Source organism: Streptomyces sp. NPDC058157, assembly GCF_042884105.1.
In the GTDB taxonomy this organism is placed as follows: domain Bacteria; phylum Actinomycetota; class Actinomycetes; order Streptomycetales; family Streptomycetaceae; genus Streptomyces.
In genome coordinates this window covers 48,271-61,602 of the sequence record NZ_JBHVUQ010000025.1, presented here as the reverse complement: position 1 = coordinate 61,602, position 13,332 = coordinate 48,271, and the positions used below count along the sequence as shown (strand labels likewise).

The window sequence follows — 13,332 nt, the reverse complement described above, 5'->3', positions numbered from 1 at the left end:
CCTGGGAGCGGATGACGTCACGGACGGAGACGATGCCCACCGGGCCGCCGTCCTCCAGCACGACCAGGTGCCGGAAGCCGCCGACGGCCATCGCCTCGGCGGCTTCCGCCACGGTGGCCTCGGGGGTGCAGAAGACGACGTTGTTCGTGGTGTGCGCGCCCACCGACTCCCGGTCGGGGTCGTGGCCGGCGCCGATCGAGTTGAGGATGTCGCGCTCGGTGAGGATGCCGATGCCGCTGTGGTCGGGGTCGAGGACGACGGCCGCCCCGACCCGGCGGCCGGACATCAGGCAGGCCGCCTGACGGAGGGTATGGGCAGGTCCGAGGGTGAGGATCACGGTGCTCATGGCGTCACGGACGAGCATGAAGAGAACCACCTCCTGGGTGAGTCCCGCTTCGAGAACCGCTTCACAAGCGCACAAGCGGGGGGGTCCCAGATTCCCACGCATACGCAGCGTCATCAAGGGGGCGCGCTGAGCGCACGCCCCCGCGCGCCGGGATCAGGCGGAGGGGCGCAGGAAGCCCAGCATCTCGCCGTGCAGCAGCCCGTTCGAGGCGGCCGCGTTGCCGCCGTGCACCCCGTCCACGCCGTCGATGCTCGTGAACCGGCCACCCGCCTCCTGGACCACGACCGCGAGGGCCGCCATGTCCCACAGGTTCAGCTCCGGCTCGGCGCACAGGTCCAGGGAGCCCTCGGCGACCATCATGTACGGCCAGAAGTCCCCGTAACCGCGCGTGCGCCAGCAGGCGCGGGTCAGCTCCAGGAACCCGGGCAGCCGGCCCAGCTCCTCCCAGCCGGTCAGGGAGGAGAAGGCGAACGAGGCGTCGGCCAGGGAGGCCACCTTCGAGACGCCGATCGGGCCCGCGGGCTCGCCCAGCGCGCCGCCCGCGAAGGCGCCCCCGCCCTGCGAGGCCCACCAGCGGCGGCCCAGCGCCGGGGCCGACACCACGCCGACGACCGGTCGGAACACGCCGTCCTCGCCCTCCTCCATGAGGGAGATCAGGGTCGCCCACACGGGTACCCCGCGCACGTAGTTCTTCGTCCCGTCGATCGGGTCCACGACCCAGCGGCGCGGGCCCTCGCCCTTGAGCCCGTACTCCTCGCCGAGGATCGCGTCGTCCGGCCGCGCGGCCAGGATCCCGGCCCGGACGATCTCCTCGGCGGCCTGGTCGGCCTCGCTCACCGGGGTCATGTCCGGCTTCGTCTCCACCTTGAGGTCGAGGGCACGGAACCGCTGCATGGTCGCGGCGTCCGCCGCGTCGGCGAGTTCGAGGGCGAGGCGCAGGTCGTCGTCATACGTGGACATGCCCGAACAGTACCGAGAGTCCACCGGCCCGGCGAACGGCGTCCACGGTACGGCCGGGAGGCGCCCTTGACAGGATCTGGCGGTCCGTCAAATCTTGCGGGAGAGCCAGGCCCGGTGACCGCCGGCCGGCGTGAGCGGCGGGGGAGGCGACGGATGTCGGCGGCCCGGGAATCCTTGCTGGAAGCGGCCGAAGCGGCGCTGTGCGCCCGCCCCTGGCCGGCCGTGCGGATGGTGGAGGTCGCCAACGCCGCCGGGGTCTCGCGGCAGACCCTCTACAACGAGTTCGGCGGCAAGGAGGGCCTCGGCCGGGCCCTGGTGCGCCGCGCGGCCGACTGGTACCTCGACGGGGTGGACCGCACGCTGGCCGCCGCCCCGCCCGGGCACACCGCCGGGGAGCGGCTCGCGGCGGTCGCCGAGTGGACCGTGGGGGCCGCCCGCGCGCGGGCCCTCGTACGGGCCCTGCTGACCGGGGCCTGGGACCCGGCCCTGCCCGCCCCGCCCCCGGCCGGGAGCCGGTACGCGGTCGGGCCGGGTGAGCTGACCCGGGCCGCCCGCGACCGGGCCGCCGCCGCGCTGCCGCAGGAGCCGCCCCGCCGCTGCGAGCTCGCCGTCCGGCTCGCGCTGTCCTACGTGGTCGCCCCGGGGGAGGAGCCGGGGGAGCGGGATCTGCTGCGGCTGCTCAGTGGGCCGAGCCGGAGAGCTGCAGGCCGATGACGCCCAGGATGACCAGCGTGATCGAGACGAGCTTGAGGGTGGAGACCAGGTCCCCGAGGAAGACCATGCCGTAGATGGCGGTCCCGGCCGCGCCGATGCCCGTCCACACCGCGTACGCCGGGCCCACGTCCAGCTTCTTGAGGGCCAGGGTCAGCAGGCCGAAGCTGCCGAGCGCGAAGCACGCGAAGGCGATCGTCGGCCACAGCCGGGTGAACCCGTGGGACAGCTTGAGGCAGACCGCGAAACCGGTCTCCAGGATTCCCGCGACCACGACCAGCAGCCACGCCATGTCGAATGCCTCCCCGCCTCAGGTGACATCGCGTCACGTGGTGGGATTATGCATTTACCAGACCGGGCGTGACGCAAACCCCGCCGGACGATCAGTCGCCTTCGCGGCGCTCGCGCGTCCCCAGCAGCCGGCGCAGCGAGTACAGCCGCGCCGGATCCGCGTGGCCGTCCTCCACCCATCGGTCCAGCGCGCAGTCCGGCTCGTCGTGGCTGCACGCCCGCGGGCACTCCTCCGTGCCCGGCACCAGGTCCGGGAAGGCGAGCACCACCCGCGAGGGGTCCACGTGGTGCAGGCCGAAGGAGCGCACGCCCGGGGTGTCGATGACCCAGCCGTCCCCGGAGGGCAGCGGCAGGGCCAGGGCCGAGGTGGTCGTGTGGCGGCCGCGGCCGGTGACCGCGTTGACGTGGCCGGTGGCCCGCTGGCGGCCCTCGCCGACCAGCGAGTTCACCAGCGTGGTCTTGCCCACGCCCGAGTGGCCGACGAAGGCGGTGATCCGGCCCTCCAGCCGCTCCCGGACCCGCTCGGCGGCGTCGCCCGTCGCCAGCTCCTCGCGGTTGGTCACCACGTAGTTCAGACCGAAGGTCGAGTAGACCTCCAGGATCTTGTCCGCCGAGGTCAGGTCCGACTTGGTGAGCACCAGCAGGGGCTCCAGCCCCGCGTCGTACGCCGCCACCAGACAGCGGTCGATCATCCGGGGCCGCGGCTCCGGGTCCGCCAGGGCCGTCACGATGGCCAGCTGGTCGGCGTTGGCGACGACCACCCGCTCGTACGGGTCGTCGTCGTCCGCGGTGCGCCGCAGGACGGACTTGCGGTCCTGGATCCGCACGATCCGGGCGAGGGTGTCCTTCTTGCCGGACAGGTCGCCGACGAGCGACACGTGGTCGCCGACCACAGCCGCCTTGCGGCCCAGCTCGCGGGCCTTCATGGCGGTGATCTTGCGATCGTCGACCAGGCAGGTCAGCCGGCCCCGGTCGACGGTGAGGACGAAGCCGTCGGCGGCGTCCTCGTGCTTGGGCCGGATGTTGGTCCGCGCCCGGTTGCCCTTGGGGTTCGGGCGCTGGCGGATGTCGTCCTCGTCGGTGTGCTTGCCGTACCTGCGCATGACCGGGCCCCTACGCTCCCGCTCCCGCATCCGCCCCGGAGAGCATGTCCGTCCACATCTTCGGGAAGTCGGGCAGCGTCTTGGCGGTCGTCGCCACGTTCTCGATCTCCACGCCCTTCACGGCCAGGCCGATCACCGCGCCCGCCGTGGCCATGCGGTGGTCGTCGTAGGTGTGGAAGACCCCGCCGTGCAGCGGGCGCGGGCGGATGTGCAGCCCGTCCGCCGTCTCGGTGACGTCGCCGCCGAGCTCGTTGATCTCCTTGGTGAGCGCGGCCAGCCGGTCCGTCTCGTGCAGCCGCAGGTGGGCCACCCCGCGCAGGGTCGACGGGGAGTCGGCCAGGGCCGCCACCGCGGCGATGCCCGGGGTCAGCTCGCCGACCTCGCCCAGGTCCACGTCGATGCCGTGGATCCGGCCGGTGCCGGTGAAGACCAGGCCCGCGTCGGTCAGCTCGCAGGAGCCGCCCATCTCGGTGAAGATCCGGCGCAGCTCGTCACCGGGCTGCGTGGTGCGGCGCGGCCAGTCCGGGATGGTGACCGTGCCGCCGGTGATCAGCGCCGCCGCCAGGAAGGGCTGGGCGTTGGACAGGTCCGGCTCGACGACCAGGTCGCGGCCCAGCAGCGCGCTCGGCGCGACCCGCCACATGTTCTTCTCGCCCCCGGCCTCGGGGGTGTCGACCTGGGCGCCCGCCGCGCGCAGCATCTCCACCGTCATCCGGATGTGCGGCATCGACGGCAGGGTCGCACCGGTGTGCCGGACCTCGACGCCCTGGTTGAAGCGGGGGGCGGACAGCAGCAGCGCCGAGACGAACTGCGAGGAGTTCGAGGCGTCGATCTCGACCGTGCCGCCCTCCAGGGCGCCACCGCCGTGGACGGTCAGCGGCAGCGCGCCGCGGCCGTCGTCCTCGATCCGGGCGCCCAGGGCGCGCAGGGCGTTGATGACCTCGCCGAGCGGGCGCTCGTAGGAGCGCGGGTCCCCGTCGAAGCGGATGTCGCCGGCGGCCAGGGTGGCGACGGGCGGCAGGAAGCGCATGACCGTGCCCGCGTTGCCGACGTCGACGGTGGCCGGACCGTGCAGGGCCGCCGGGATGATCCGCCAGGCCTCGCCGCCAGCGCCCGCCCCGGCGGAGCTGGAGGAGACCGTCTCCTCGATGCCGACGCCCAGGGCGCGCAGCGCGTCCGACATCAGCTGCGAGTCGCGCGAGCGCAGCGGACGGCGCACCCAGCCCGGCTCGGCGGCCAGGGCGGCGAGCACGAGGGCGCGGTTGGTGACCGATTTGGACCCCGGCACGGTGACGGTGGCGTGGACGGCGCCCTCGGCGAGCGGAGCGGGCCAGAGGGGGTGGAGCGCGGGGGTCTCGGTCATGGCCCCCACTTTAGTGGCTCCCCGCCACCCCGGATCTTGATCGCTCCCGCGTCTCACAGGCCGAGCAGCCAGCGCCCGCCGCCCACCAGGCAGCACAGCGCGACCGTGTGGAAGAAGCCCAGCCAGACCACCGGGTGCAGGTGCGTGAGCCGCCCCAGCTGGTCGGCGTCGGAGTCCGGGGCCCCGCCCCCGCGCCGCTTGCGCTGGAGCTCGAAGACCGGACGCACCCCGCCCAGCAGCAGGAACCACACCACCGCGTACGCGAACACCGCCTGCACCGGCTCCGAGGCCAGCCAGGACACCAGCACGAACGCCGCCCCGGCCAGCACCACCGTCAGCACCCCGTACGCGTTGCGGACCCGCACCAGCAGCAGCGCCAGCAGCGCGGTCGCCGCCCACAGCAGCACCGTGATCCGGTGCGCCGACAGCAGCGCCGCCCCGCCCAGGCCCAGCAGCGAGGGCGCCGTGTACCCGGCGGCGGCCGTCAGGACCATCCCGATCCCGGTCGGCTTGCCCCAGCTGACGGTCACCCCGCTGGTGTCCGAGTGCAGCCGGATCCCCTCCAGCCGGCGGCCGCTCAGCCGGGCCACCAGCCCGTGGCCGCCCTCGTGCGCGATGGTGATCGCGTTGCGGGCCGGCAGCCACAGCGGCCGCCAGGCCACGACGGCCAGGGCGGCCAGGCCGGCGGCGGCCACCAGCCATGCGGCCGGCGCGGTCTGTATCCCGGTCAGCCGGTCCCAGAGACCGGCGGTGCTGCTGCTGTCCATGGAGTGGCGCACTCCTTGCGGTGGGGGGCGGTGCTCGTGGCAGTGTGTCAGCCATGTGCGGAAGGTTTGCGGCCGGTCGGACGCCGGAGGAGCTGGCGGGGATATTCGGCATCGAGCGGTGGGAGCCCGAGGAGACCCTGGCCCCCGACTTCAACGTGGCGCCGACGAAAGAGGTCCACGTGGTCCTCGACCGTCCCCTCAAAGACGCGCGGGACCCGCGCCCGGTTCGCCAGTTGCGGACACTGAAGTGGGGCCTGGTCCCCTCCTGGGCCAAGAACCCCGAGGGCGCCGCCCGGATGATCAACGCCCGGTCCGAGACCCTGCACGAGAAGCCCTCCTTCCGGCGCCCCTTCGCCCAGCGGCGCTGCATCGTCCCCGCCGACGGCTACTACGAGTGGGTCACCGCCCACGACGAACGGCAGCTGGAGGTGGAGGGCAAGAAGAAGCGGGCCCGCAAGCAGCCCTACTTCGTGCTCCCCGCCGACGGCTCCGTCTTCGCGATGGCCGGGATCTACGAGTTCTGGCGGGACGCCACCCTGCCCCCCGACCACCCGCAGGCCTGGTGGGCCACCTGCTCGGTGATCACCGCCGAGGCCGAGACCACCCCGCTGGGCGCCGCCCCCGCCGAGGGGCCGCGCTCCCTGTCCGACATCCACCCCCGGATGCCGCTGATGCTCACCCCGGACCGCTGGGACGCCTGGCTGGACCCCGCCCGCACCGACGAGACCGGGCTGCGCGAACTGCTGGCGCCGCCGCCGGGCGGCCTGATGCGGGCCTACCCGGTCTCCACCGCCGTGAGCAACGTCCGCAACAACGGTCCCGAGCTGCTGGGCGAACTCGAAGCCCCCGAGGAAGGCACGCTGTTCTAGCCCGTGGTGCGCGGTGCCGCGTCCGCCGCCCGGCACGATGGGGGCATGACCACGCGCAGCGAGACCGTCGACACCCCGGCCGGGCAGGCCCGCGTCACCTGGCACACCGCCCGCGCGGCCAAGGCCGTCCTCGCCCTCGGCCACGGCGCCGGCGGCGGGATCGAGGCCCGCGACCTCCAGGCCCTGGCCGCCGCCCTGCCCGCGCACGGGTTCACCGTCGCCCTGGTCGAGCAGCCCTGGCGGGTCGCCGGGAAGAAGGTCGCCGCCGCCCCCAAGGTCCTCGACGAGGGCTGGCGGGGCCTGTGGCCCGGCCTCGCCCGGCCCGGGCTGCCCGTGGTCGTCGGCGGCCGGAGCGCCGGGGCCCGCGTGGCCTGCCGGACCGCCGCGGAACTGGGCGCGGCCGGGGTCCTCGCGCTGGCCTTCCCCCTGCACCCGCCGGGCAAGCCCGAGAAGTCCCGGGCCGACGAGCTGCTGGAGGCCGGCCGGCCCACCCTCGTCCTCCAGGGCGGACGCGACCCCTTCGGGCGCCCCGAGGAGTTCCCCGACGGGGCGTACGAGCTGGTGGAGGTGGCCCACGGGGACCACGGCTTCGCGGTGCCCAAGAAGGCGGACCTCACCCAGGACGAGGCCCTCGCGGTGATCACCGGGGCGGTCGCCCCCTGGCTCGCCCGGCTCCTCGGCTGACCCCCTCGCCACCGACCTGACAGATTCGCCCCGCACCCCCGCGTGATCCCGCTCACCCGACCCGCCCACGGCCGCCGCGAAACCGCCGGATCCCTTGCCGCGCCCGGGAATGCGCGGGCCCGGGCTCCTGTTGTGCCGAGTGTCGGTAAGCAGGGAAAAGACGTCGGAGGAGAGGGAGCGCATGACCCAGGTCATCAGCCAGAACCGTCGGCAGGCCGCTGACCTGGACTGGACGGTCCTTCCGGCGCCCAAGCGCGGCTCGGTTCGAGCGGCGGAGGGCCGGGAAGGTCGACTATTCTCCGATTCGAGCGGATCCGCTTTCGGAGCCGCCACGCTGTCGGAGGAGGTGGGTCCTGTCGCTGGGACCGACGAAGGCCAGGCGCAGGAGACGACCGCTGAGCGCAACGCGCGGTTCGAGCGGGACGCCCTCGGCTACCTCGACCAGATGTACTCCGCCGCCCTGCGCATGACGCGCAACCCGGCCGACGCCGAGGACCTGGTCCAGGAGACGTACGCCAAGGCGTACGCGTCCTTCCACCAGTTCCGCGAGGGCACCAACCTCAAGGCGTGGCTCTACCGCATCCTGACCAACACCTTCATCAACTCCTACCGCAAGAAGCAGCGCGAGCCGCAGCGCAGCGCCGCGGAGGAGATCGAGGACTGGCAGCTGGCGCGCGCCGAGTCGCACATGTCGACCGGTCTGCGTTCGGCCGAATCGCAGGCGCTCGACCACCTGCCGGATTCCGATGTGAAGGAGGCCCTCCAGGCCATTCCCGAGGAGTTCCGCATCGCGGTCTATCTTGCCGACGTAGAGGGCTTTGCGTACAAGGAGATCGCGGACATCATGGGTACACCCATCGGTACGGTCATGTCCCGGCTGCACCGTGGCCGCCGTCAACTCCGCGGAATGCTGGAGGACTACGCCCGCGAGCGCGGGCTGGTCCCCGCGGGCGCGGGAGAGTCGAACGACCTGAAAGGCTCGGGCTCATGAGCTGCGGAGAGCCGCACGAGACGGAGTGCTCCGAGGTCCTGGATCATCTGTACGAGTTCCTGGACCACGAGATGCCCGACAGCGACTGCACCAAGTTCGAGACGCATTTCGGCGAGTGCAATCCCTGTCTGGAGAAGTACGGCCTGGAGCAGGCCGTGAAGAAGCTGGTCAAGCGCTGCTGCGGCTCGGACGACGTACCGACCGACCTGCGTTCCAAGGTCATGGGCCGGATCGAACTGATCCGCTCGGGCCAGGCCGTTCCTGACCACGACGTCACCGCGGACCCCGCCGGCGGCTGATCCGCCGCCCTCTGCAACCGCCCCCGGAAGCACCGTTCATTCACTCGAAGGTGCTAATCCGGGGGCGCCCGTACGGGGCAATACGAAAATGTCCCCCGCTTCGCACGGGGGCCGATTTATTCTCCCCTCGCGGTACCCCTTCCGAAGCGGTACCCGGAATGCACGTCCCAGGGGAGGAGAGCGCCATGCGGGTCCTTCCGCCGGCAGCGCGCGCCTGCGTCCTGGGCGCGGTGCTCGCGGCCGCCGCGTGCGTCACCCCCGCCCTCCGTCCCGGATCCGCCGTGCCCTGGCCGGCCGTGGGACTGCTGGCCGCGCTCTGCCTGGGCTGCGAGGCGGCCCGGGTGCTGCCGCTGCGCGGGCGCGGGGCGCCCGAAGGGACCGGCCCCTTCTTCCCGGTGGTGCTGGCCGCCGTCTTCCTGCTGCCCCCGGCCGCCGCCGCGCTCGTGGCCCTGCCCGGCGGGTTCGCCCAGCCCGCCCCCCAGCGCCCCGTCGCCGTCCGCCGGATCTGGCACGCCGCCCAGCAGGCCGTCGCCGCCTGGGCGGCCGGACGGGCCTACGGGGTCCTGGGCGGCCGCGAAGCCCTCGCCGGGGCGGCCGCCTTCCCGTACGCGCTGCTGCCGGCCGCCGTCGCCGCCGTCGTCTTCTGCCTGGTGCTCACCGCCCTCGACACGGCCGTCCTCGCCGCCGCCGAAGGCCGCCCCGCCACCGGCACGGCCACCGCCACCGCCACGGCCACGGCCACCGCGACCGCCACCGACACCGCCACGGCCACCGACACCGCCACGGCCACCGCGACCGCCACCGCGTCCCGGCGCGGACCGGCCGCGCTCCTGCGGCCGCCGGCCGGGGCGGGCGCCCCGGCCCTCGCCCCCTACTGCCTGCACGGACTCGTCGGCCTGATGATGGCCGTGATGTGGCACAGCCCCTACGGCCCCCCGGCCGCGCTGCTGGTCCTGCTCCCGATGTACATCTCCTGCTGGGTCTTCGCCCAGTACCAGCGCGAACACGCCGCGCACCAGGCCACCATCCGCGCCCTCGTCCAGGCCGTCGACATCAAGGACCGCTACACGCGCGGGCACAGCGAGCGCGTGGGCCAGGCCTCCGAGATGATCGCCCGCGAGCTGGGCATGGCCGACGACCGCCTCGAAGTCGTCCGCATCGCCGGGATCCTCCACGACGTCGGCAAACTGGGCGTGCCGACCCGGCTGCTGCGCAAGAACGGGCCGCTGACGCCCGAGGAGCGCCGGGTCGTCGAACTGCACCCCGAGTACGGGCACGAGATGGTGCGCGGCATCGGCTTCCTCGGCGAGGCCCGCTCGGCGATCCTGCACCACCACGAACGGGTCGACGGCTCCGGCTACCCGTACGGGCTGAGCGGGGAGCAGATCCCGGTGCTGGCCCGGGTGGTGGCGGTGGCCGACTCCTTCGACGCGATGACCTCGACCCGCTCCTACAGCCGGGCCCGGCCGGTGGAGACCGCCCTCGCCGAGCTCCGGCGCTGCGCCGGCTCCCAGTTCGACCCGGCCATGGTGCGGGCCCTGACCTCCGCCGTCGGGCGGCACGGCTGGCACCCCGTGGTCACCTCGGACGAGGACCTCCGGGCCGCCCGGGCCATCGCCGGGGCCGGCACCCGCGGAGCCGGACCGCAGACCCCGCCCGTGATGCCCGCCCAGGGGCGCGAGGCCGCCGGTTCACCTGGACAGGGCAAGGCCGGCGGCCCGTGAGGGCGTTCGCCGGCTGGGCCGTGCGGGGGGCCGCGGCCCTGCTCACCGCGGGCGCGCTGGGACACACCCTGTGGACCGGGGTCGCCGAACCCGGCACCGCCCTCGCCTTCGCCACCCTGATCACCATCGGGGAACTCGCCCGCCGCGACCACCCCGCCGAGGACCGCCGCCCCGCCCCGCTCGGCTCCGCCGGGGCCCTCGCCTACGCCCTGCTCGGCCAGGACGCCGGGCAGCCCACCCACCACGGCGTGCTCCAGACCGTCGCCGTCGTCGTGGCGGCCGCCCTGGCCGGGACCGTCCCGCACATCGCCCGCGGCCACGCCCCCGCCCTCGACCACGTGGCCCGCCGGGTCCTGGCCGTCGCCTTCGCCGCCGCCTGCTTCCAGCCCCTCTACGGCTCCGGCCGCCTCACCCACCGGATCGGCCAGGGACCCTACCTCGTCCTGTTCCTGGTGCTGCTGCTGGGGCTCACCGCCCTGTGCGACGCCGTCCTGGCCGCCGCACTCGCCGCAGCCCGCACCGGCTGGCGCTTCGGACCGCTGCTGCGCGACGAGCTGCGCGCCCAGCTCGGGATCGGCTCCGCCATCTGCGCCACCGGCGTCGTCATGGCGCTCGGCGTGGCCGTGGCCGGCCTGTGGGCCCTGCCGGTGTTCAGCGTCCCGCTGCTGCTGACCCAGCTCTCCTTCCACCGCATCGACGCCGTCCGCACCACCTACCGCCAGACCATCACCTCCCTGGCCCGCGCCACCGAGATCGCGGGCTGCACCGCCCCCGGCCACTCCCGCCGGGTGGCCACCCTCAGCCGCGCCGTCGGCCGGGAGCTGGGGCTCTCCGAGCGGGAGCTCACGGTGCTGGAGTACGCGGCCCTGATGCACGACATCGGGCAGCTCTCCCTCGTCGACCCCGTCCCCGGCGGGGCCACCGCCGAGCTGGCCCCCGACGAGGCCCGCCGGATCGCCGGGCTCGGCGGGGAGGTGGCCCGGCAGACCGGGGTGCCGGCGGAGGTCGCCGTGATCGTGGAACGGCAGGCCGACCCGTACCGGCAGCAGCCCGTCGCCGCCCGGATCGTGCGCGCGGTCAACGCCTACGACGACCTGGCCGGGGACGGCCGTCACCCGGCCGGCTCACTGGCCGCCCTGGAACGCCTCCGCCTGGGCACCGGGCACGACTACCAGCCGGAGGTCGTGGAGTCCCTGGCGAGGGTTCTGGCCAGGGGCGGACGCGGCAGAGTCGTTCCCGCTCCACCGGGGTAACCCATGGGTAATGAGCGGTCGTCCGAGCGGGCATGGTTGGATGCAGTAAGGGGTGTCCGTGAGGGTGTCCGCAGGGCTGAACCGTTGGAGCGGCAGGCGGGAATCGTGAGGATCTTCGGGAAGGTACGGCATCGGCCCTCCGCCTCGTGGCGGCAGGCCACCGACCGCGCGTTCACGCTGATCGGCGACGGTCGGTACGAGGACGCGGGTGCACTGCTGACCAGGGCGGCGGACCTGGAGCCCTGGCTGTCCGAGTCCTGGTTCAACCTGGCCCTTCTCCACAAGTTCCGGCACGACTGGGAGCAGGCGCGGGCCGCCGGCCTGCGCGCCGTCGCCCTGCTGGACCGCGAGACCGGCGCCCCGGACTGGTGGAACGTGGGCATCGCCGCGACCGCCCTCCAGGACTGGCCGCTGGCCCGCCGGGCCTGGCAGGCCTACGGGCTGAAGGTGCCCGGCGACCCCCACAGCACGGCCGGGACGGGCGAGCCGGTGGGCATGGAGCTGGGCAGCGCGGCCGTGCGGCTCTCGCCCGAAGGCGAGGCCGAGGTCGTGTGGGGCCGCAGGCTCGATCCAGCCCGCATGGAGGTCCTGTCCATCCCGCTGCCCTCCTCGGGACGCCGCTGGGGCGAGGTCGTCCTGCACGACGGGGTGCCGCACGGCGAGCGGGTCACCGCGGCCGGGCCCTCGTACCCGGTCTTCGACGAGATCGAGCTGTGGGCGCCCTCCCCCGTGCCGACCTGGGTGGTCCTGCTGGAGGCGGCCACCGAGGAGGACCGCGACGCCCTGGAGCAGCTGGCCTCGGACGCGGGCTTCGCCGCCGAGGACTGGTCCTCGTCCGTGCGGCTGCTGTGCCGGACCTGTTCCGAGAGCTCGATGCCCAGCGGCGAGAACAACGGCGACCACCTCGACCCCCACGACCACAGCGAGCCCGGCCACCCCGGCCCCCTCGGCCACAGGACGGCCGGATCCGGCTCCCTGTGGGTCCCCGAGCGCGAATGCGGCATCGCGGCGCCGGCCGGACTGGTGCGCGGACTGCTCGACGGCTGGGTCGCCGACAGCCCCGACAGCAGGGAGTGGCGGGATCTCGAAGAAGTCTGCTGACCCCGGGCCGTAGGCTGTACGGGCACACCACGGACTTTGAGGGAAGGCGTACGGCGGACATGGCGCAGCAGGAGAACCAGGTGACCCCGATCGACGACGAGGGCTGGGTCGTGGACACCGAGGACTGTGAGGCGCGCGAGCTCGCCCACCGCGAGCGCGGTACGTCCCGCCCCATCACGGTCGTCGGCAACCCGGTCCTGCACCGCGAGTGCAAGGACGTCACCGAGTTCGGCGACGAGCTGGCGCAGCTCATCGACGACATGTTCGCCAGCCAGAAGACCGCCGAGGGCGTGGGCCTGGCCGCCAACCAGATCGGCGTCGACGCCAAGGTCTTCGTCTACGACTGCCCCGACGACGACGGCGTCCGCCACACCGGTGTCGTGGTCAACCCCAAGCTCGTCGAGCTGCCGGCCGGCGCCCGCGTCCTGGACGACTCCAACGAGGGCTGCCTCTCCGTCCCCACCGCCTACGCCTCCCTGGCCCGCCCCGACTACGCCGAGGTCACCGGCCAGGACGCCCAGGGCAACCCGATCAAGGTCCGCGGCACCGGCTACTTCGCCCGCTGCCTCCAGCACGAGACCGACCACCTGTACGGCTACCTGTACATCGACCGCCTCTCCAAGCGCGACCGCAAGGACGCGCTGCGCCAGATGGCCGAGAACACCCCGCGCTACGAGGTCGTCCCGAACGACTGACCCGGCCCGCGCCCCGCGGACGCACGAAGGCCCCGCTCCGGAATCGCTCCGGAACGGGGCCTTCGCCTGTGGGGGGTGTTCCGCGCGGGTGACGCGGAGCGGCGTACTCGGATCCCACCACCGCCTCGGCCCGACGACCAGACCCGCCCGCCCCGCATGTCAAGTCGGGGGTCGA

At 73.9% G+C, this 13,332-nt stretch carries 15 protein-coding genes; 9 read left to right on the top strand and 6 right to left on the bottom strand.

Going from position 1 to position 13,332, the window contains the following annotated elements:
* Both ACFVXK_RS09475 and hisN read right to left on the bottom strand, forming a co-directional pair.
* Nucleotides 1-364: cyclic nucleotide-binding/CBS domain-containing protein (locus ACFVXK_RS09475; protein ID WP_389610926.1), on the bottom strand; the 364-nt coding region annotated here is incomplete at its 3' end.
* 135 nt (nucleotides 365-499) lie between these two features.
* Nucleotides 500-1,306 (bottom strand): histidinol-phosphatase, encoded by an 807-nt coding sequence (hisN, locus tag ACFVXK_RS09470; RefSeq protein ID WP_389610925.1) that lies wholly within the window; start codon nucleotides 1,304-1,306, stop codon nucleotides 500-502.
* 153 nt (nucleotides 1,307-1,459) lie between these two features.
* Here hisN and ACFVXK_RS09465 point away from each other — a divergent pair, with 153 nt between their 5' ends.
* On the top strand, nucleotides 1,460-2,020 hold the full coding sequence (locus ACFVXK_RS09465; RefSeq protein WP_389610924.1) for a TetR/AcrR family transcriptional regulator: 561 nt from the start codon (nucleotides 1,460-1,462) through the stop codon (nucleotides 2,018-2,020).
* On the opposite strand, the gene ACFVXK_RS09460 is transcribed toward ACFVXK_RS09465, so the two are convergent.
* The 4 genes from ACFVXK_RS09460 to ACFVXK_RS09445 form a co-directional block, all read right to left on the bottom strand.
* Nucleotides 1,986-2,309, bottom strand: a complete 324-nt coding sequence (locus tag ACFVXK_RS09460; RefSeq protein WP_007266432.1) for a multidrug efflux SMR transporter — start codon at nucleotides 2,307-2,309, stop codon at nucleotides 1,986-1,988. The two genes, ACFVXK_RS09465 and ACFVXK_RS09460, sit on opposite strands and share 35 nt — an antisense overlap.
* A gap of 91 nt (nucleotides 2,310-2,400) precedes the next feature.
* Complete coding sequence (gene rsgA, locus ACFVXK_RS09455; RefSeq protein ID WP_389610923.1) at nucleotides 2,401-3,411, bottom strand: ribosome small subunit-dependent GTPase A; 1,011 nt, start codon at nucleotides 3,409-3,411, stop codon at nucleotides 2,401-2,403.
* A gap of 10 nt (nucleotides 3,412-3,421) precedes the next feature.
* Nucleotides 3,422-4,774: a 3-phosphoshikimate 1-carboxyvinyltransferase gene (aroA, locus tag ACFVXK_RS09450; RefSeq protein ID WP_389610922.1), complete on the bottom strand. Its 1,353-nt coding sequence runs from the start codon at nucleotides 4,772-4,774 to the stop codon at nucleotides 3,422-3,424.
* 53 nt (nucleotides 4,775-4,827) lie between these two features.
* Nucleotides 4,828-5,541: a M50 family metallopeptidase gene (locus ACFVXK_RS09445; protein ID WP_389610921.1), complete on the bottom strand. Its 714-nt coding sequence runs from the start codon at nucleotides 5,539-5,541 to the stop codon at nucleotides 4,828-4,830.
* 53 nt (nucleotides 5,542-5,594) lie between these two features.
* Between ACFVXK_RS09445 and ACFVXK_RS09440 the strand changes: the two genes are divergently transcribed.
* The 8 genes from ACFVXK_RS09440 (at nucleotide 5,595) to def (ending at nucleotide 13,157) form a co-directional block, all read left to right on the top strand.
* Nucleotides 5,595-6,410 (top strand): SOS response-associated peptidase, encoded by an 816-nt coding sequence (locus ACFVXK_RS09440; RefSeq protein WP_389610920.1) that lies wholly within the window; start codon nucleotides 5,595-5,597, stop codon nucleotides 6,408-6,410.
* A 45-nt stretch (nucleotides 6,411-6,455) separates the two neighbouring features.
* Nucleotides 6,456-7,094, top strand: coding sequence for an alpha/beta family hydrolase (locus ACFVXK_RS09435; protein ID WP_389610919.1), 639 nt, complete (start codon nucleotides 6,456-6,458; stop codon nucleotides 7,092-7,094).
* 346 nt (nucleotides 7,095-7,440) lie between these two features.
* Complete coding sequence (locus tag ACFVXK_RS09430) at nucleotides 7,441-8,085, top strand: sigma-70 family RNA polymerase sigma factor (RefSeq protein WP_007266438.1); 645 nt, start codon at nucleotides 7,441-7,443, stop codon at nucleotides 8,083-8,085.
* Nucleotides 8,082-8,384: a mycothiol system anti-sigma-R factor gene (rsrA, locus tag ACFVXK_RS09425; protein WP_045945881.1), complete on the top strand. Its 303-nt coding sequence runs from the start codon at nucleotides 8,082-8,084 to the stop codon at nucleotides 8,382-8,384. Before ACFVXK_RS09430 ends, rsrA begins: the two co-directional genes overlap by 4 nt.
* A 185-nt stretch (nucleotides 8,385-8,569) precedes the next feature.
* A complete protein-coding gene (locus tag ACFVXK_RS09420; protein WP_389610918.1) occupies nucleotides 8,570-10,108 on the top strand; it encodes an HD-GYP domain-containing protein in 1,539 nt (512 codons plus the stop codon).
* The gene (locus ACFVXK_RS09415; RefSeq protein WP_389610917.1) at nucleotides 10,105-11,361 is read left to right on the top strand and encodes an HD-GYP domain-containing protein; all 1,257 of its coding nucleotides are present in this window, start codon (nucleotides 10,105-10,107) and stop codon (nucleotides 11,359-11,361) included. Before ACFVXK_RS09420 ends, ACFVXK_RS09415 begins: the two co-directional genes overlap by 4 nt.
* A 105-nt stretch (nucleotides 11,362-11,466) precedes the next feature.
* Nucleotides 11,467-12,462 (top strand): tetratricopeptide repeat protein, encoded by a 996-nt coding sequence (locus tag ACFVXK_RS09410; protein ID WP_389610916.1) that lies wholly within the window; start codon nucleotides 11,467-11,469, stop codon nucleotides 12,460-12,462.
* 59 nt (nucleotides 12,463-12,521) lie between these two features.
* Nucleotides 12,522-13,157, top strand: a complete 636-nt coding sequence (gene def / locus ACFVXK_RS09405) for a peptide deformylase (RefSeq protein WP_389610915.1) — start codon at nucleotides 12,522-12,524, stop codon at nucleotides 13,155-13,157.
* Nucleotides 13,158-13,332: the final 175 nt, after the last annotated feature.

Coding starts and splice junctions, on each gene's coding strand:
- hisN (WP_389610925.1), bottom strand. CDS start 1,306: ATGTCCACGTATGACGACGACCTGCGCCTCGCCCTCGAACTCGCCGAC.
- ACFVXK_RS09465 (WP_389610924.1), top strand. CDS start 1,460: ATGTCGGCGGCCCGGGAATCCTTGCTGGAAGCGGCCGAAGCGGCGCTG.
- ACFVXK_RS09460 (WP_007266432.1), bottom strand. CDS start 2,309: ATGGCGTGGCTGCTGGTCGTGGTCGCGGGAATCCTGGAGACCGGTTTC.
- rsgA (WP_389610923.1), bottom strand. CDS start 3,411: ATGCGCAGGTACGGCAAGCACACCGACGAGGACGACATCCGCCAGCGC.
- aroA (WP_389610922.1), bottom strand. CDS start 4,774: ATGACCGAGACCCCCGCGCTCCACCCCCTCTGGCCCGCTCCGCTCGCC.
- ACFVXK_RS09445 (WP_389610921.1), bottom strand. CDS start 5,541: ATGGACAGCAGCAGCACCGCCGGTCTCTGGGACCGGCTGACCGGGATA.
- ACFVXK_RS09440 (WP_389610920.1), top strand. CDS start 5,595: ATGTGCGGAAGGTTTGCGGCCGGTCGGACGCCGGAGGAGCTGGCGGGG.
- ACFVXK_RS09435 (WP_389610919.1), top strand. CDS start 6,456: ATGACCACGCGCAGCGAGACCGTCGACACCCCGGCCGGGCAGGCCCGC.
- rsrA (WP_045945881.1), top strand. CDS start 8,082: ATGAGCTGCGGAGAGCCGCACGAGACGGAGTGCTCCGAGGTCCTGGAT.
- ACFVXK_RS09420 (WP_389610918.1), top strand. CDS start 8,570: ATGCGGGTCCTTCCGCCGGCAGCGCGCGCCTGCGTCCTGGGCGCGGTG.
- def (WP_389610915.1), top strand. CDS start 12,522: ATGGCGCAGCAGGAGAACCAGGTGACCCCGATCGACGACGAGGGCTGG.